This window comes from Rhizobium sp. BK529 (genome assembly GCF_014194105.1).
GTDB lineage: Bacteria > Pseudomonadota > Alphaproteobacteria > Rhizobiales > Rhizobiaceae > Rhizobium.
Map to the genome: position 1 here is coordinate 2,115,830 of NZ_JACIAU010000001.1, position 16,407 is coordinate 2,132,236.

The 16,407-nt window shown below is 59.4% G+C and carries 15 protein-coding genes; 8 read left to right on the forward strand and 7 right to left on the reverse strand.

Annotation, left to right across the window (positions count from 1 at the left end; translation table 11 throughout):
* Positions 1–18: 18 nt before the first annotated feature.
* The 7 genes from FHX08_RS10765 (at position 19) to rsmA (ending at position 8,502) form a co-directional block, all read left to right on the forward strand.
* Entirely contained in the window at positions 19–792 is a 774-nt protein-coding gene (locus tag FHX08_RS10765) for a phosphatase PAP2 family protein (protein ID WP_184327176.1), read from the forward strand.
* Positions 793–891: 99 nt separating this feature from the next.
* The gene (locus FHX08_RS10770; RefSeq protein WP_132651059.1) at positions 892–2,073 is read left to right on the forward strand and encodes an LptF/LptG family permease; all 1,182 of its coding nucleotides are present in this window, start codon (positions 892–894) and stop codon (positions 2,071–2,073) included.
* Entirely contained in the window at positions 2,070–3,158 is a 1,089-nt protein-coding gene (lptG, locus tag FHX08_RS10775) for an LPS export ABC transporter permease LptG (protein WP_132651058.1), read from the forward strand. Before FHX08_RS10770 ends, lptG begins: the two co-directional genes overlap by 4 nt.
* On the forward strand, positions 3,158–5,512 hold the full coding sequence (locus FHX08_RS10780) for an LPS-assembly protein LptD (protein ID WP_132651057.1): 2,355 nt from the start codon (positions 3,158–3,160) through the stop codon (positions 5,510–5,512). Before lptG ends, FHX08_RS10780 begins: the two co-directional genes overlap by 1 nt.
* 187 nt (positions 5,513–5,699) lie before the next feature.
* Positions 5,700–6,641 (forward strand): peptidylprolyl isomerase, encoded by a 942-nt coding sequence (locus tag FHX08_RS10785; protein ID WP_132651056.1) that lies wholly within the window; start codon positions 5,700–5,702, stop codon positions 6,639–6,641.
* 5 nt (positions 6,642–6,646) lie between these two features.
* A complete protein-coding gene (gene pdxA, locus FHX08_RS10790; RefSeq protein WP_132651055.1) occupies positions 6,647–7,675 on the forward strand; it encodes a 4-hydroxythreonine-4-phosphate dehydrogenase PdxA in 1,029 nt (342 codons plus the stop codon).
* A complete protein-coding gene (gene rsmA, locus FHX08_RS10795) occupies positions 7,675–8,502 on the forward strand; it encodes a 16S rRNA (adenine(1518)-N(6)/adenine(1519)-N(6))-dimethyltransferase RsmA (protein ID WP_132651054.1) in 828 nt (275 codons plus the stop codon). Before pdxA ends, rsmA begins: the two co-directional genes overlap by 1 nt.
* Positions 8,503–8,547: 45 nt before the next feature.
* Here rsmA and gmk read toward each other — a convergent pair whose 3' ends face one another.
* The 7 genes from gmk to fabD form a co-directional block, all read right to left on the reverse strand.
* Entirely contained in the window at positions 8,548–9,210 is a 663-nt protein-coding gene (gene gmk, locus FHX08_RS10800; protein ID WP_132651053.1) for a guanylate kinase, read from the reverse strand.
* 3 nt (positions 9,211–9,213) lie between these two features.
* Positions 9,214–10,101 (reverse strand): YicC/YloC family endoribonuclease, encoded by an 888-nt coding sequence (locus FHX08_RS10805; protein ID WP_132651052.1) that lies wholly within the window; start codon positions 10,099–10,101, stop codon positions 9,214–9,216.
* A gap of 16 nt (positions 10,102–10,117) precedes the next feature.
* Positions 10,118–11,347 (reverse strand): endolytic transglycosylase MltG, encoded by a 1,230-nt coding sequence (mltG, locus tag FHX08_RS10810; RefSeq protein ID WP_132651051.1) that lies wholly within the window; start codon positions 11,345–11,347, stop codon positions 10,118–10,120.
* 117 nt (positions 11,348–11,464) lie between these two features.
* The gene (fabF, locus tag FHX08_RS10815) at positions 11,465–12,727 is read right to left on the reverse strand and encodes a beta-ketoacyl-ACP synthase II (RefSeq protein WP_132651050.1); all 1,263 of its coding nucleotides are present in this window, start codon (positions 12,725–12,727) and stop codon (positions 11,465–11,467) included.
* A 93-nt stretch (positions 12,728–12,820) separates the two neighbouring features.
* Positions 12,821–13,057 carry an acyl carrier protein gene (locus FHX08_RS10820; RefSeq protein ID WP_003547058.1) on the reverse strand — a complete coding sequence of 79 codons (237 nt, stop codon included), beginning with the start codon at positions 13,055–13,057 and terminating at the stop codon, positions 12,821–12,823.
* Between the two features lie 285 nt (positions 13,058–13,342).
* Positions 13,343–14,080: a 3-oxoacyl-[acyl-carrier-protein] reductase gene (gene fabG / locus FHX08_RS10825; protein ID WP_132651049.1), complete on the reverse strand. Its 738-nt coding sequence runs from the start codon at positions 14,078–14,080 to the stop codon at positions 13,343–13,345.
* A gap of 29 nt (positions 14,081–14,109) precedes the next feature.
* The gene (gene fabD, locus FHX08_RS10830) at positions 14,110–15,054 is read right to left on the reverse strand and encodes an ACP S-malonyltransferase (protein WP_132651048.1); all 945 of its coding nucleotides are present in this window, start codon (positions 15,052–15,054) and stop codon (positions 14,110–14,112) included.
* 208 nt (positions 15,055–15,262) lie between these two features.
* Between fabD and FHX08_RS10835 the strand changes: the two genes are divergently transcribed.
* Positions 15,263–16,306, forward strand: a complete 1,044-nt coding sequence (locus FHX08_RS10835) for an aldo/keto reductase (RefSeq protein WP_132651047.1) — start codon at positions 15,263–15,265, stop codon at positions 16,304–16,306.
* Positions 16,307–16,407: the final 101 nt, after the last annotated feature.

Genomic DNA, 16,407 nt, shown 5'->3' on the forward strand with positions numbered 1-16,407 from the left:
GTTTCGTAGATGTTTGCGTTGACAGTTTTTTCGAAAAATCGATGGCGGGGTCCGGCAATTCGCCTGCCGCAAACGGCATTCGGCGTATTCGTGCTGCTCTTCTGGGTCTGGTGGCTGCTGCTTGCCCTCTTTCGGGCCTTTCCCGAGATAGATATTTACTTTTCCCAGCTTTTTTTCGTGCGGGAGGCATGCGGCGCATCGGCGCCTGCGACGCAGATCTGCGGCGCCTTCCCCTATCGGAGCGAGGCGATTCTCGGTCTCTTGCGTACGCTCTTCTTTTACGTTCCCTATGTCGTTACCGCCGTCATGCTGTGGAAACTCGCCGAGTGTTATCAACAGCATGGCGCGACATTCAACGCTTCGCGCGCGCGTGACCTGAAGGTCGCGCTCGGCACGCTGCTCATCGGCCCCGTTCTTCTCGTCAATGTGGTCCTCAAGGACCATTGGGGCCGGCCGCGCCCGGTCCAGACGGATATTTTCGGCGGCATGCTGCACTTTGCCGAGGCTGGCTCAATGGCCGGCAAATGCGTCTCGAACTGTTCCTTCATCTCCGGCGAAGCGGCAAGCGCAGGCTGGCTGTTCTGCCTGCTCATCTTCGTTCCGAAATCCGTGCGCTATGCGCTGGTAGCACCCGTTGCCGCCGTTTCGATCTTGACGCCGGCCATGCGGCTTTCCTTCGGCGCGCATTATCTCTCCGACGTCGTTCTCGGATGGTTGTCTTCGGTAGTGATATTCGCAGCGCTGATGGCCATCGCTGAGTCGCCACAGCGCCAAAAAAATTCTGAAAATTGAATGAATTTTTGACACTAGCTTGTCGCAAAAGCGCGACAAACAGCGTAGAGGGAATCTCCTGTCGGCCATACCGGCCTGCAGGTGCTTTCAAGGGCGAGCATGAAACTACTTGAGACATACATATTGCGGCGTGTCGGCCAGATGTTTCTTGTGGCCCTGCTCCCGGTGCTCGCGATCATCTGGACCACCCAGGTTCTGCAGCGCATCAATCTGGTGACCGATAGCGGCCAGTCGATAGGCTCTTTCGCAATGCTTGCGACGCTGATCCTGCCGTCGATCATTCCTATCGTGCTGCCCTTCGCCCTCGTCATCGGCATCACCCAGACGCTGACGACGATGAATAACGATTCCGAGCTGACAGTGATCGACGCAGCCGGGGCTCGCCGCACCATCCTGGCGCGACCGATCCTGCTCCTGGCGATCCTCGTCAGCGTCTTCTCGTTATTCGTCGACAATGTCGTCGAGCCACGCGCGAAGACGGTCGTGCGCGAGATGATCGCCGCCACCTATGCCGACCTTCTTTCATCCGTGATCGAGGAAAAGACCTTCCGCAAGATCGACGAAGGCCTTTATGTGCAGATCTCGCAGCGGCTCGCCGGCCGCACGCTGAAGGGCCTCTTCGTCGCCGACGAGCGCGATCCGAATTACGAGCTCATCTATTATGCGCGGGAGGGTGCTGTGGATGATGTCGGCACGTCGCTGATCATGCATGACGGCGAAGTCCATCGCAAAACGACCGATGGCAACGTCTCCGTCATCAAGTTCGATTCCTATTCCTTCGACCTTTCGGACATGACGGAAAATAACGGACAGGCCACGCTTCGCGCCAGCGACCGTGATCTCGCCTTCCTGCTCAATCCCGATCCGAAAGATCCCGACTATATCGCCAAGCCCGGCAGCTATACTGCCGAACTGCATCGCCGCCTGACCGACTGGATGCTTCCCTTTGTTTTTGCGCTTTTCTCCCTTGCCATAGCCGGAGATGCGCGATCGCATCGCGAGGCGCGATTGCATCCGATGATTGGAGCACTGGGCCTCGCATTCGTGCTGCGCTGGGCGGCGTTTTACGTTGCCAACCAGATCGACAAGAACACGGCCTATATTCCGATCCTCTACGCGATCCCGATCGTGACCAGCCTGGTTTCGATTGTTTTCCTGAACATGCATAAGCGGCTCGCCATGCCGCTGGCCGTGAGAAACCGGACTTCGACAATGTGGAAGCGCGCGCAGAAGCGGGTTCTTGCCGCGACCGGCCGGACCGGCGGAGGCGCTGCGCAATGATTTTCGGAACATTGTCGCGGTATTTCTTCCGCCGCTATGTCACGACCACGATGTGGTTCCTGATCGGCATGAGCGCCATCACCTTTCTGCTCGACTTCAGCGAGACGGCAAGCCGCATCTCCAATTTTCCCGGCTACACGCTGGGTGGTGCCGTACTGCTTACCGCAGTTCGACTGCCGCTGATCCTGCAGCAAACGATTCCCTTCGTGGCGCTGTTCGTCGGCATCACCGTACTGATAGGCCTCAATCGGAAATACGAACTCGTCGTCACCCGTGCGGCCGGTATCTCGGTCTGGCAGTTCATGCTGCCCTTTATCGCCGGATCGCTGATTCTCGGCGTACTGACGGTGGTGGCGCTCAATCCGCTCGCCGCCTGGGGCCAAAGGCAGGCAACACAATTCGAAACGGCGTGGCGTGGTCAGGACAATGCCATGATCAAGGCGCTGCAGGTTCCGTGGCTGCGTCAGATCAGCGGTCGGGACGATGTCATCATCGGCGCCAAAACCGTGCTGGAGAACGGCACACTGCTCGTCGACGCGGTCCTTATCCACTTTGACAGCAGCGGTGAGGTCATTCTGCGGCAGGACGCCTCATCTGCTAAATTGGAAGATGGTTACTGGCAGCTTAACAACGTCATCGAACGCAAGCCTGGGGAAATCCCGGTGCGTAAGGTTTCGGAACAGCTTCGTACCAACCTGAAGCAGGACTTCATCAAGGAGCGGCTGACCGCGCCGGAAACAATTGGTTTCTTTGATCTTTCCAACCGCATTGCTGCTGCCAAATCCTTTGGAATTTCCACCAAGGCGCTTGAGACTCAGTTCAACTCGCTGCTATCGCAACCGCTGCTGTTGGTGGCCATGACTCTCATTGCTGCAACAGTGTCTCTGAAATTTAGCCGGTTCAACCAATCACGCTCTGTGATTCTGGGTGGAATCCTTTCAGGCTTCATGCTTTATGTCGTCACCGTGCTTGTAAAAGCATTCGGAAGCAGCGGTGTCGTGCCGCCGTTTGTGGCGACTTGGATACCGGTGATCGTGGCGCTCGCTTTAGGCGCAACGATTTTGCTTCATCAGGAGGATGGCTAGTGGCGGTAGGCGACCGCGAGAATTTTAGTAAGCAGTTGGTTGCCCTGCTCTTAGGCGCAGCTCTGTGTATCTATTTTGAAAGTGCTCCTGCGGCCTACACCCAGGAAAACACTGCAGGCATGCCTGCGATCGGCAGCAATATCTCGCCGGACGCAAAACTGATGCTGTCGGCAAACGAACTCGTTTATAACAAGGACCAGCAGATCGTCTCCGCGATCGGCGGCGTGCAGATCAATTACGGCGGCTACAAGATGGTCGCCCAGAAAGTCGACTATAACCAGCAAACCGGCCGGATGATGGCGACCGGCAACATCGAAATGGTGACCCCTGACGGCAACCGTATCTATGCCGACAGCCTCGATGTGACCGACAACTTCGCGGACGGCTTCTTGAATGCGCTGCGTGTCGAGACCAGCGACAATACCCGCCTCGTTGCCGAAACCGGCCAACGTGTCGGCGGCACCCAGATGATTCTCAACAAGGGCGTCTACACGGCCTGCCTGCCCTGCTCCGAGAAGCCTGACAGCGCGCCCTTGTGGCAGGTCAAGGCCGAAAAAGTCATTCAAAACGGCGAGAAGCACACGATCCGGCTCGAGCACGCGCGCTTCCAGATGTTCGGCCATTCGCTCGCCTACGTTCCGTGGATCGAAGTCCCCGACAATACCGTGAAGCGCAAGTCGGGCTTCCTGTTCCCGACGATGAGCGTGTCGCAAAATCTCGGCTACGGTCTTCACGTTCCCTATTATTACGTCATTTCTCCGAGCTCGGATTTCACCGTCACAGGTACCGGCTATACCTCGCAAGGCTTCATGCTCGAGGGGGAATACCGCCGCCGTTTCGAAAACGGCACGATGACGATGCACCTCGCCGGCATCGATCAGATGAACCCTAGCAATTTCAGCGAGGGTACAAGCGATGCCGAAGCCAAACAGCGCGGCATGATCGCGTCGGCGGGGCATTTCAGGATCAATCCCCGCTGGAGCTTCGGCTGGGATGTCATGGTGCAGAGCGACAACAACTTCTCGCGCACCTACAAGATCGATGGCTACGACAACTCGCCGCACGCCAACACCGTCTATCTGACGGGTCTCGGCAAGCGTAATTACTTCGATCTGCGCTCTTTCTATTTCGACGTTCAGGATGCCGATCGCAACAATACCGCGGAAAAACAGCAGGCGATCGTCTATCCGACGCTTGACTATCACTATGTCGCGCCACAGCCGCTTGCTGGCGGTGAGCTTTCCGCCGATGTCAATCTGACCAATATTTCGCGCACTCACGACGACTTCTACAATGTCGCAGGTTTCGACCGCTTCCGAGGCCTGGAAGGGCAGACGACCCGTTTAAGCACGGAAATACAGTGGAAGCGCACCTACGTAACACCTACCGGGCTGGTTATTACGCCGTTGCTCGCGGCACGCGGCGATGCTTTCGCGCTCAATATGGACAGTCCCGTCGATGCCAATGGCGTCCCGTATGCCGGCAATTATCTCGACGATAATGCGGCAACGCGCGGAATGGTGACGGCTGGGCTGGAAATGCGTTACCCGATCCTGTTCACGACAAGCAACAGCACGCATGTCCTGGAGCCGATCGCGCAGATCTACGCACGACCGGATGAACCTCTCGCCGGCCGACTACCGAATGAAGATGCGCAGAGCTTCGTCTTCGATGCGACCAACCTTTTCGATCGCGACAGATTCTCGGGCTACGATCGTATCGAGGGCGGCACGCGCGCAAATGTCGGCTTCCAGTATACCGGCACCTTCGACAGCGGCTATAAGCTGCACGGCATCTTTGGACAGTCCTATCAGCTCGCCGGTCAGAATTCATTTGCGACCGACGACCTCGTGAATGTCGGCGCCGATTCCGGTCTTGAGACCGACCGTTCCGACTATGTCGGACTGGGTGGCATCGAGATGCCTTTCGGCCTCTCCGTGGCAGCATCCTACCGGCTGGATGAAAAGGATTTCTCCTTTAATCGCGGCGACCTGACAACGGCCTATCAGAACGACACCTTCTCGGGCCAGGTGACCTATACGCACGTGAGCGCGCAGCCGGCCTACGGCTTTGCCGAAGACCAAGATGAGGTTCAGGTAAGCAGCCGGGTCAAGTTCCAGGATTACTGGTCGATCTTCGGAGGCATCGCCTGGGATTTGAACAACGACGTCGTTACAAGACAGACGCTCGGCATTTCCTATGAGGACGAGTGCACCATCTTCACCATCGCCTACGTGGATAGGCGCGATACGACGGATCAGACGGCAAGCGACTGGACGATTGCTGCACGCCTGACCTTCCGCACGCTCGGCGATATCCGACTGGGCACGGGTGACTCTGCAAACAGCCTTTGACGACAGATTGCTCGGCCGGAATCTCCGGCCGAGCCATTCTTTCGCCGTAACCCTGTGCAGGACATTGCGACCAGTTATTATGTGAGGCATAGGGTGTCGCAGAGTAAGAGATGCGATTTCCGCTCGTCTCGGTCTATGGTAAGAACGCCGCGCGCCGGGTCGTGCGGCGCTATCGGGAGGTCAATAGATGATTGACGCGAAGAAATCCGTAACCGCACTTGTTGCAGGCGCAACCCTGATGCTTGTTGCCTTCAGCACCCCCGTCGTCGCCGCCAGCGAAGTCAAGGCAGTGGTAAACGGTACCGCCATTACCAGCGGCGATGTTGCCAAGCGACAGGCCTTCATGCGCCTGCAGCGCTTGAAGCCCGATGCCAAGGCTGCCGAAGAACAGCTCGTCGACGAGACGCTGAAGCGGCAGGAAATCTCCCGCGTGCGCATGTCGGTTTCGCAGGACGACGTCAACGCTTCCTTCGCCCGTTTCGCCGCCAGCAACAAGCTTTCCGTCGAGCAGATGTCACAGATCCTCGACCGCGCCGGTGTCGGCGTCGATCATTTCAAGAACTTCATTGCCGTGCAGATGAGCTGGCCGCGTCTCGTCAATGCGCGCTACGGCTCCAGTGCGCGCATCTCGAATTATGATCTGGTCAACCGTATGATGCAGAACAATAAGCAGAAGCCGGTGACGACGGAATACATATTGCAGCAGATCATCTTCGTGGTCCCCGCAGCCAAGCGTGACGCGATCACGGCCAAGCGCAAGGGCGAGGCCGAGGCGTCGCGCTCCAAATATCCCGGATGCGATCAGGCAAAGACTTTCGCCGCCACCATGCGGGATGTTTCCGTGCGCGATCTTGGCCGCATGCTCGCCCCGGAAATTCCAGCAGAATGGAAGGACCTCGTTGCCCAGGCCAAGGGCAATACGACGGCAACACGCGTAACCGATAAGGGCGTAGAATATTTGGCAATCTGCAGCCAGCGCCAGGTTTCGGATGACCAGGCGGCAGAAATGGTGTTCCGTCAGGAGGATCTCGCCAAGGCCAAGTCGGACAAGACTGCAGCGCCGGAAAACGAAAACAGCACCAAATATCTGGATGAACTGCGCAAGCACGCGCAGATCATCTATCGCTGACTTCCATGGCGACATCGTTTTCGCGACCGCTTGCACTGACGCAGGGCGATCCGGCCGGCGTAGGACCCGATATCACCCTGGCGGCATGGCTCCGCAGACGCGAGCTTGGGCTGCCGCCATTTTTCCTGATTGGCGATCCTGATGTGCTAGCCGTGCGGGCGCGACAGCTGAGGCTCGATATTCCCCTGAGCAGTATCGGCAACGCAGCGGAAAGTCTCAGCGCATTTGCAGACGCGCTGCCGGTGATGCCCATACCGGCTGGCATTGATGTTGCGGCGGGAGAGCCGCATGTTGCGACCGCCAAGGGCACGATTGCCTCGATCGAGACAGCTGTGGCGCTGGTGATGCAGGGCGAAGCCCTTGCGGTCGTCACCAATCCAATCGCCAAGTCGGTGCTCTACGAGGCAGGGTTCAAGTTTCCCGGCCACACGGAGTTCCTCGCGGATCTCGCCATGCATGCGACTGGCCAGTCGGTGATGCCCGTCATGATGCTTGCCGGACCGAAACTGCGCGCCATTCCGGTCACCATCCATATTCCGCTCAAGGATGTGCCGCAGGTCCTGACGCTCGGCCTGATCGTCGAGACCTGCCGAATCGCGGACAGGGATCTGAAGCAGCGGTTTGGCATCGCCGCTCCGCGGCTTGCGATCGCAGGGCTCAATCCACATGCCGGCGAAGGCGGTGCGATCGGCAAGGAGGATGAAACCATCATCCATCCTGCGGTGCAGATCCTTCGCGATGAGGGCATCGATGCGATCGGTCCCCTGCCAGCCGACACGATGTTCCATGACGAGGCGCGCGCGCGTTATGACGTTGCCGTCTGCATGTATCACGATCAGGCGCTGATCCCCGCCAAGGCACTCGGCTTCGATGATTCCGTGAACGTAACGCTCGGCCTTCCCTTCGTACGCACCTCCCCCGACCATGGCACCGCGCTCGGCATTGCCGGCAAGGGGCTGGCACGTGAGGCAAGCCTTGTTGCTGCGCTCAAGCTCGGCGCGCAGCTTGGCCGTACCGCTGAAAGCCATCGTTAATGGCTGCACTCGATGGTCTGCCGCCGCTTCGCGAGGTCATCCAGCGCCACGGGCTCGATGCGCGCAAGGCACTCGGACAGAACTTCCTGCTCGATCTCAATCTGACGCAGAAGGTTGCCCGCACAGCTGGCGCACTTCAAGATGTGACAGTCCTTGAAGTCGGTCCCGGCCCCGGCGGATTGACGCGAGCCATCCTGGCGCTCGGTGCGAAGAAGGTCATCGCGGTCGAACGCGATGCGCGCTGCCTGCCGGCGCTGGCCGAGATTGCCGACCACTATGCTGGCCGGCTTGAGGTGATCGAAGGCGATGCGCTGAAGATCGATTTCGAGGAACTGGCGTCGGAAGGCCCCGTCAAAATCATTGCCAACCTGCCCTATAATGTGGGCACCCAGCTTCTCGTGAATTGGTTGCTGCCGAAAACGTGGCCGCCCTTCTGGCAATCACTGACGCTGATGTTCCAGAAGGAAGTCGGCGAACGCATCGTTGCTTCCGAGGACGATGATCACTATGGCCGCCTCGGCGTGCTCGCGGGCTGGCGCACCCATGCCCGTATGGCCTTCGATATCCCGCCGCAGGCTTTCACGCCGCCGCCGAAGGTCACCTCGACAGTGGTTCACCTGACACCGAATGAAAATCCCATTCCCTGTTCAGTCGCCAATCTGGAGAAGGTCACGCAGGCCGCCTTCGGCCAACGCCGTAAGATGCTGCGCCAGAGCCTGAAGCCGCTTGGCGGCGAAGGCCTGCTGACCAAAGCTGGCATCGATCCGGCCCGGCGGGCGGAAACCCTGTCGGTTGAAGAATTCTGCCGGGTGGCGAACAGCCTTTAGAGCATTTCCAGGGCGCAAAACCGCTGCAGCTCTTGCTAGAATGCCTTAGAGAACCGGCGTCTCCTCGAGCAGTTCACGAACGAAGTCGAACATGCCGTGGCGGCGGTCGCGCCGCAGGCGTTCTGCCTTGACGATCGATTGCACCGCATCGAAGGCAGCGTTCAGGTCGTCATTGATGATGACATAGTCATATTCGCGCCAATGCGCGATCTCGGCACGCGAGTTTGCAAGGCGCGTCTGGATGACCTCCTCGGAATCCTCGGCGCGGCGATGCAGGCGGGACTGCAGTTCTGTCATGGTCGGCGGCAGCACGAAGATCGAAACCACGTCGGCCTGCATCTTCTGCTGCAACTGCTGAGCACCTTGCCAGTCGATATCGAAGAGCATGTCGCGGCCTTCCGACATCGCCTGCTCCACAGGCTCGCGGGGTGTGCCGTAGAAATTGCCATGAACTTCCGCCGATTCCAGCAGGGAATCCGAATCGCGCAGCCGCTCGAATTCCCGCACCGTTTTGAAATGGTAGTGCACGCCTTCCACTTCGCTAGGCCGGCGCTGGCGGGTCGTGACGCTGACGGAAAGGCCGATCTGCTTGTCGGTTTCCAGCAGCGTGCGCGCGATGGTGGATTTGCCGGCGCCCGAGGGCGACGAGATGACCAGCATCAGACCGCGGCGGGCGATCTGGATGGGCGATGTTTTCGCCGGGCTCATGTCCTACTCCAAATTCTGGACTTGCTCGCGGAACTGATCGATCACCACCTTCAGCTCGATGCCGGCTGCGGTGACGGCCGAGGCGTTCGATTTCGAGCAGATGGTATTCGATTCTCGGTTAAATTCCTGTGCAAGGAAATCGAGCTTTCGGCCGACTGGGCCACCTTTCGCCAGGAGATCGCGCGCGGCGGCCGCATGAGCCTTCAGCCGGTCGATCTCTTCACGCAGGTCAGCCTTGGTGGCGAGCAGAGCGGCTTCGGCGTGCAGCCGGTCGCGATCGAGGGAGCCGGTGCCTTCCATGAGTAGGGCAACCTGTGCGGACAGTTTTGCCACGATCTCCTGCGGAGAACGCGAAGGATCGGCCTCGATCGCGCCTGTCAGGCCTTCGATCGTCAAGATATGACCGAGCAGCACGCGAGCAAGTGCTGCGCCCTCCTGCTCCCGCATGATCTTGAGACCGGCAAGAGCAGCCGTCAGTCCTGACAGAATATCGGCATCGCGGGCGGCAACCGTCTCTTCGCTATCCTGCGTCTCTCGGAAATCGACGAGACCACGAATGGACAGAAGTGTGTCGAGCCTCAGCGGCGCCGGATCGATCAGGCCTTCCAGCTTCTCGCGCATCGCGAGAACGGCAGAAAAGGCGTCCTGATTGAGCACGGCCTCAAGTTGGCTTTCGCCTGACGTCAGCGTCAGCGTTGCCTGCAAATTGCCGCGGCTGAAATTCTCACCGGCGATGCGGCGGACCTCCGTTTCGAGCCGCTCCAGGCCGGGTGGCAGGCGAAGTCTGACATCGAGGCCCTTGCCGTTGACCGAACGCAGTTCCCATGCCCAGCGCCAGCGGCCGCTCGTTCCCTCGTGCCGCGCAAACCCGGTCATGGACTGCAATGCCATCAAAGGCCTCCCGATATCAGTTGATCTTCTTTTTCTTGGGCGGAACCGCGGATGTATTGTCCACAGGCTGCTCCTCCGGCTGTCCGTCGACGGCTATCTCCGGATCGGCGCCCTTGTCGGCTTCCAGCTTACGCCAGCGCTTGACGTTGGCATTGTGCTCTTCGAGTGTCGCAGCAAAGACGTGACCGCCGGTTCCGTCGGCGACGAAATAAAGGTCCTGCGTCTTCCAGGGATTGGCGACGGCTTCAAGAGCATCCTTGCCGGGATTGGCGATCGGCGTCGGCGGCAGGCCCTTGATGACGTAGGTATTGAAGGGCGTCTCTTTCTTCAGGTCCGACTGGTAGATCGGCCGGTCGGCGGGTTTGCCCTCACCACCGAAGAGACCGTAGATGATGGTGGGATCGGACTGCAGGCGCATGCCTTTACCGAGACGGTTCAGGAAGACAGAAGCGACATGAGCGCGCTCATCCGGCACGCCGGTCTCCTTTTCCACAATCGAGGCGAGCGTCACGAATTCTTCCTTGCTCTTCAGAAGCAGAGAAGGATCACGCCGTTCCCAGATCTGGTCGACGAGCTTCTGCTGGGCGGCGGCCATCTGATCGATGATCTCGGAACGTTTGGTGCCGCGCGAGAACTTGTAGGTATCAGGCCGCAGGCTGCCTTCCGGCGGCAGGGCGGCCGGCAGATCGCCTTCAAGAACCGGATCGTCCAGCATGCGATCGAACATCTGCCGTACCGTCAATCCTTCGGGGAAGGAGACGGAATAGAGGATCGACTTGCCGGATTTCAGGAGCTCCATGATCTCTCTCATGGACGCATGCGCCTTGATCTCATATTCACCGGCTTTGAGGCTTTCGCCGGCATTGAGATGCGTCGCCGTCAGATAGCGGAAGACGCGGGCGTCCGAAATGATGAGATTGCGCTCAAGGTTCGAAGAGATTTCGGCAAGGCCTGCGCCATTGCGGACGATGAAGTTGGTATTGGTCTGCAGCGGCCCAGGGCTCTGATAGGTCGTGATGGCATAGTAGACGCCGACGAGACCGGCGATGCAGACGATCACCGCCATGGTCATTACGAAATTCAGAAAGAGGACGACCTGGCTGCGGGCATTCCTGGAGCGCTTCGGCGGCTCGGGAACGCGCTCCGGACGCAGGGCTTCGTTCGGCGACTTCGGGATGATCGGCCCCTTCTGCGCCGACTGACCGTTCTGGCCGTTATCGCTGCTCTGGTTGGTCGTGTCGCTCACCGGCAATCCTCTAAAACTAGGCCCCGCTTCGCTATTTCGCGAAGTAATGCGGCAAAAACAGGTTCTGCCGCGCTTCATGACGCCGTTTGACGTTCGCCCGGGCTCGTGAACCGCCTGTTACGCCACGTAGCGGCGCAGCACCAGCGATGCATTCGTGCCGCCGAATCCGAACGAGTTGGATAGCGCCACGTTGATTTCTCTCTCACGAGCCTTGTGCGGAACAAGATCGATTGCGGTTTCCCGCTCAGGGTTATCGAGATTGAGCGTCGGAGGGGCGACGTTATCCCGGATTGCGAGGGTCGTGAAGATCGCCTCGATGGCGCCGGCAGCGCCCAAAAGGTGGCCGGTCGCCGATTTGGTCGACGACATGGAAATCTTCGACGCCGCATTGCCGACGAGGCGCTCGACGGCACCCAGCTCGATCGTATCGGCCATGGTCGACGTACCGTGGGCGTTGATGTAGTCGACATCGGCAGGCGTCAGACCTGCGCGCTTCAGCGCCATGGTCATGCAGCGGAATGCGCCTTCGCCGTCTTCCGAGGGAGCGGTAATGTGGTAGGCGTCGCCGGAAAGTCCGTATCCAACCACTTCGGCATAGATCTTGGCGCCGCGCGCCAACGCATGGTCCAGCTCTTCGAGAACCACGATGCCAGCGCCCTCGCCCATGACGAAGCCGTCGCGATCCCTGTCGTAGGGGCGTGAGGCCTTCTGCGGGTCGTCATTATGCTGCGTCGACAGCGCCTTGCAGGCGGCAAAGCCGGCGAGCGAAATGCGGCTGACCGGTGATTCCGTCCCCCCGGCGACCATGACATCGGCATCGCCGAGCGCGATCAGACGGGCAGCATCGCCAATGGCATGCGCACCGGTGGAGCAGGCGGTGACGACCGAGTGGTTCGGGCCGCGCAGCTTGTGGCGAATAGAGACCTGGCCGGAGACGAGGTTGATCAGTCGGCCAGGAATGAAGAAGGGGGAAATGCGGCGCGGGCCCTTGTCGCGCAGCGTGTAGCCCGCCTCGACAATGCCTTCGATGCCGCCGATGCCGGAGCCGATCAGCACGCCGGTGGCGATCTGGTCCTCATCGGTCTCGGGATGCCAGTCGGCATCCTTGAGCGCCATGTCGGCGGCAGCCATGCCGTAGATGATGAAGGGGTCTACCTTGCGCTGCTCCTTCGGCTCCATCCAATCATCAGGATTGAAGGTACCATCAGAACCATCGCCAACGGGAATGCGGCAGGCAATCTTGGCGGGGAGATCGTCGACCTCGAATTCGGTCACGAGGCGGGCGCCGTTTGCTCCCGCAAGCAGGCGGGACCACGTAACTTCTGTTCCGCATCCCAAGGGCGATACCATACCGGTACCTGTAATAACGACCCTTCTCATCGACTGCTTTCCCCCGTCTGTTATGTTTTATGGAGAAACATGCTCAAAAGAAAAGGGCGGACTCTTGGCCCGCCCTTTCTCGAATGCGCAGAATCAGGCCTGAGCCTTTTCAATGAACTTCACAGCGTCGCCGACCGTCAGGATCGAGTCAGCGGCATCGTCGGGAATTTCAACGCCGAATTCTTCTTCGAAGGCCATGACCAGTTCGACCGTGTCGAGCGAGTCTGCGCCCAGATCGTCGATAAAGCTGGCGCTCTCGACGACCTTGTCGGCATCGACGCCAAGATGATCAATAACAATTTTCTTTACGCGTTCTGCGATATCGCTCATGTCGGTTTCCTCGACTTTATGTCCTGATCGGAATGTCTTTTTGACACCCCTACCCTGTTTCAGCCTGCGATGTTGTCAGACATCCTCGGCAAACTCGTTTACCCGGCTTTAGAGAAGTCCCAGGCTTGCGAAAGCCCGCCGGTCCGTCTGCTTTTTACGGGACGACTGCACACAGTCATGGCCCGCTTAACATGCTTTAAGTCTGCCGCAAAGCCAGAAAATCAACCGTTCGTGATTGGTCAACACGCTATTGGCTGGAATCGGCGACTGCGGCAGCTAATCGCTTCAGATCATGGCCATTCCGCCGTTCACGTGCAGCGTCTGGCCCGTCATGTAGGCAGCCTCGGCGGAGGCGAGGTAGAGGACGGCGGACGCGATCTCGGCGCCGGTGCCCATACGCTTCATGGGAATCGCCCCCATGATCGCTTCTTTCTGCTTGTCGTTCAGCTTGCCGGTCATGGCGCTTTCGATGAAGCCCGGAGCGACGCAGTTGACCGTCACATTACGGGTGGCAATTTCCTGTGCCAGCGATTTGGAGAAGCCGATCATACCAGCCTTGGAGGCACAGTAATTGGCCTGACCCGGATTGCCGGTGACGCCGACAACGGAGGTGATGTTGATGATCCGACCGTAGCGACGGCGCATCATCGGGTGGGTAAGCTCGCGGGTCAGGCGGAAGGTTGCCGTCAGGTTCACTTCGAGCACAGCATCCCAGTCCTCGTCGCTCATGCGCACGAACAGGCCATCCCTGGTGATGCCGGCATTGTTGACGAGGATATCGACGCCTTCTAGATCGGTTTCCGCCTTCTGGCCGAGAGCCTTGACCTCGTTGCGATCCGACAAGTTCGCCGGGAAGATCTTGACGCGCTCGCCGAGCTCGTTTGCCAGGGCTTCAAGCTTTTCGACGCGGGTACCGTGCAAGCCGACTATGGCGCCCTGCTTGTGGAGAAGGCGGGCGATTTCCTCGCCGATGCCGCCCGATGCGCCGGTGACGAGAGCCTTGCGGCCGGAAAGATCGAACATGAGAACGTTCCTTATATAAAGTAGAGCTATCAGGCCGTGAGAGCGGCAATGGCGGCGTCGATATCGGCCGGACCATTGACCGCGACACCATTGATATTCTTGTCGATGCGGCGTGCAAGGCCGGTCAGCACCTTGCCGGCACCTAGTTCATAAAGCGTGGTGACGCCATTTGCGCCAAACCATTCCACCGTTTCGCGCCAGCGGACCTGTCCGGTGACCTGCTCGACGAGAAGCTTGGCAATCTCTTCGGCATCCGTGACAGGCGCGGCGCGGACATTGGCGATGAGTGGCACGACTGGGTTCGCCTTCTTCACGCCGGCGAGCGCTTCGCGCATGGCATCTGCGGCCGGCGCCATCAACTTGGAATGGAAGGGAGCGGAAACCGGCAGCAGGATAGCGCGCTTGGCGCCCTTGTCGGTCGCAAGGCCGGCGGCCTTTTCGACGGCCGACTTTTCGCCTGAAATGACGAGCTGGCCGCCGCCATTGTCATTGGCGATCTGGCAGGAGCCGATGGCTGCGGCTTCTTCGCAGACGACCTGCACGTCAGCATGTTCAAGGCCGATGATGGCGGCCATGGCGCCGACGCCGACCGGAACTGCAGCCTGCATGGCATTGCCGCGAATGCGCAGGAGGCGGGCGGTATCGGCGACGGAGAAAGTGCCGGCCGCACAAAGGGCCGAATATTCGCCGAGAGAATGGCCGGCGACACAGGCGACCTTCGACTTCAGATCGAGGCCCTTGGCTTCCAGAACACGGATGACAGCCATGGAGACGGCCATCAGTGCCGGCTGGGCATTGGCCGTCAGCGTCAGCTTGTCCTCAGGACCATTGAACATGACATCGGAGAGCTTTTCACCGAGCGCTTCATCGACCTCTTCGAAAACGGCGCGGGCTTCCGCAAAATTCTCGGCGAGCTCCTTGCCCATGCCGACGGCCTGGCTGCCCTGGCCGGGAAAAGTGAAAGCAACGGTCATTTTTTCGGTCCCTCGATAGTGCCTATTGGGCGATTTCGCCTCCAATTGACGTTCTTTCCTTCGGAGTCAAGTGGCGACGGATTCTCTCCAAAGCCTTTCGCCGCAGCGGGAAAGCCAGGTTTTTTCTCTTGCGCTTCATCAAATCCGGCCTAGATTTGCGCGGCCCTTCCCAAGCCCTTCCCTCCCTAGCTGACGTCCAAGGTTCCCGATGAAATACAATAAACTAGGCCGCACCGACATTTCCGTATCCGAAATTTGCCTTGGCACCATGACCTGGGGAACGCAAAACAGCGAGGCGGAAGCCCATGAGCAGATGGACTACGCCGTCGAGGAGGGCATCAATTTCTTCGATACTGCCGAGCTCTACCCGACGACGCCGGTTTCGGCCGAAACGCAAGGGCGCACGGAAGAATATATCGGCAGCTGGTTTGAGAAGACCGGCAAGCGCAAGGACATCGTACTTGCCACCAAGGTTGCCGGCACTGGCCGCTCCTATATCCGCAATGGCGAAGGCGCCGATGCCAAGAACATCCGCCTTGCGCTCGAAGCCAGCCTCAAGCGGCTGAAGACCGACTATATCGACCTCTACCAGATCCACTGGCCGAACCGCGGTCATTTCCATTTCCGCCAGAACTGGCACTACGATCCTTTCAAACAAGATCGCGCCAAAGCCATCGCCAATATGACCGAAATTCTGGAGACGGTGGGTGCGCTGGTAAAGGAAGGCAAAGTCCGCGCCTTCGGCCTGTCGAACGAAACGACCTGGGGCACACAGAAATATGTGACGCTTTCCGAGCAGTTGAACCTGCCGCGCGTCGCGAGCGTGCAGAACGAATACAATCTTCTCTACCGTCACTTCGATCTCGACATGGCGGAGCTCTCGCATCATGAAGACGTAGGTCTGCTCGCCTATTCGCCGCTCGCTGCCGGCATCCTGAGCGGGAAATACATCAACGGCGAGAAGCCCGAAGGCACGCGCGCTTCGATCAACGGCGACCTCGGCGGCCGCCTGCAGCCGCTGCAGGAAGCGCCGACCAGGGCCTATCTGGAGATTGCCGCCCGCCATGGCCTCGATCCATCGCAGATGGCGCTTGCCTTCTGCCTGACCCGCCGCTTCATGACGTCGGTCATCATCGGCGCGACGTCGATGGCGCAGCTGAAGACGGATATCGGCTCGGCCGATGTGAAGCTCAGCAGCGATGTGCTTGATGACATCGAGAAGGTTCACCGGCTCTATCCGATGCCGATGTGAGGGCTCGAGGGAACAGGCGCTACACCACCGGCGTCTTCAACTCGTAAGCGCATTGGCGGGCTTTTCTGCCATATGCGCTTGCCTTTCGCGGAAAAATCCGT

What these genes read in the sequence shown, in the direction of transcription:
- FHX08_RS10770 (WP_132651059.1), top strand. Translation starts at nt 892, where the DNA reads ATGAAACTACTTGAGACATACATATTGCGGCGTGTCGGCCAGATGTTT.
- lptG (WP_132651058.1), top strand. Translation starts at nt 2,070, where the DNA reads ATGATTTTCGGAACATTGTCGCGGTATTTCTTCCGCCGCTATGTCACG.
- FHX08_RS10785 (WP_132651056.1), top strand. Translation starts at nt 5,700, where the DNA reads ATGATTGACGCGAAGAAATCCGTAACCGCACTTGTTGCAGGCGCAACC.
- pdxA (WP_132651055.1), top strand. Translation starts at nt 6,647, where the DNA reads ATGGCGACATCGTTTTCGCGACCGCTTGCACTGACGCAGGGCGATCCG.
- rsmA (WP_132651054.1), top strand. Translation starts at nt 7,675, where the DNA reads ATGGCTGCACTCGATGGTCTGCCGCCGCTTCGCGAGGTCATCCAGCGC.
- gmk (WP_132651053.1), bottom strand. Translation starts at nt 9,210, where the DNA reads ATGAGCCCGGCGAAAACATCGCCCATCCAGATCGCCCGCCGCGGTCTG.
- FHX08_RS10805 (WP_132651052.1), bottom strand. Translation starts at nt 10,101, where the DNA reads ATGGCATTGCAGTCCATGACCGGGTTTGCGCGGCACGAGGGAACGAGC.
- fabF (WP_132651050.1), bottom strand. Translation starts at nt 12,727, where the DNA reads ATGAGAAGGGTCGTTATTACAGGTACCGGTATGGTATCGCCCTTGGGA.
- FHX08_RS10820 (WP_003547058.1), bottom strand. Translation starts at nt 13,057, where the DNA reads ATGAGCGATATCGCAGAACGCGTAAAGAAAATTGTTATTGATCATCTT.
- fabG (WP_132651049.1), bottom strand. Translation starts at nt 14,080, where the DNA reads ATGTTCGATCTTTCCGGCCGCAAGGCTCTCGTCACCGGCGCATCGGGC.
- fabD (WP_132651048.1), bottom strand. Translation starts at nt 15,054, where the DNA reads ATGACCGTTGCTTTCACTTTTCCCGGCCAGGGCAGCCAGGCCGTCGGC.
- FHX08_RS10835 (WP_132651047.1), top strand. Translation starts at nt 15,263, where the DNA reads ATGAAATACAATAAACTAGGCCGCACCGACATTTCCGTATCCGAAATT.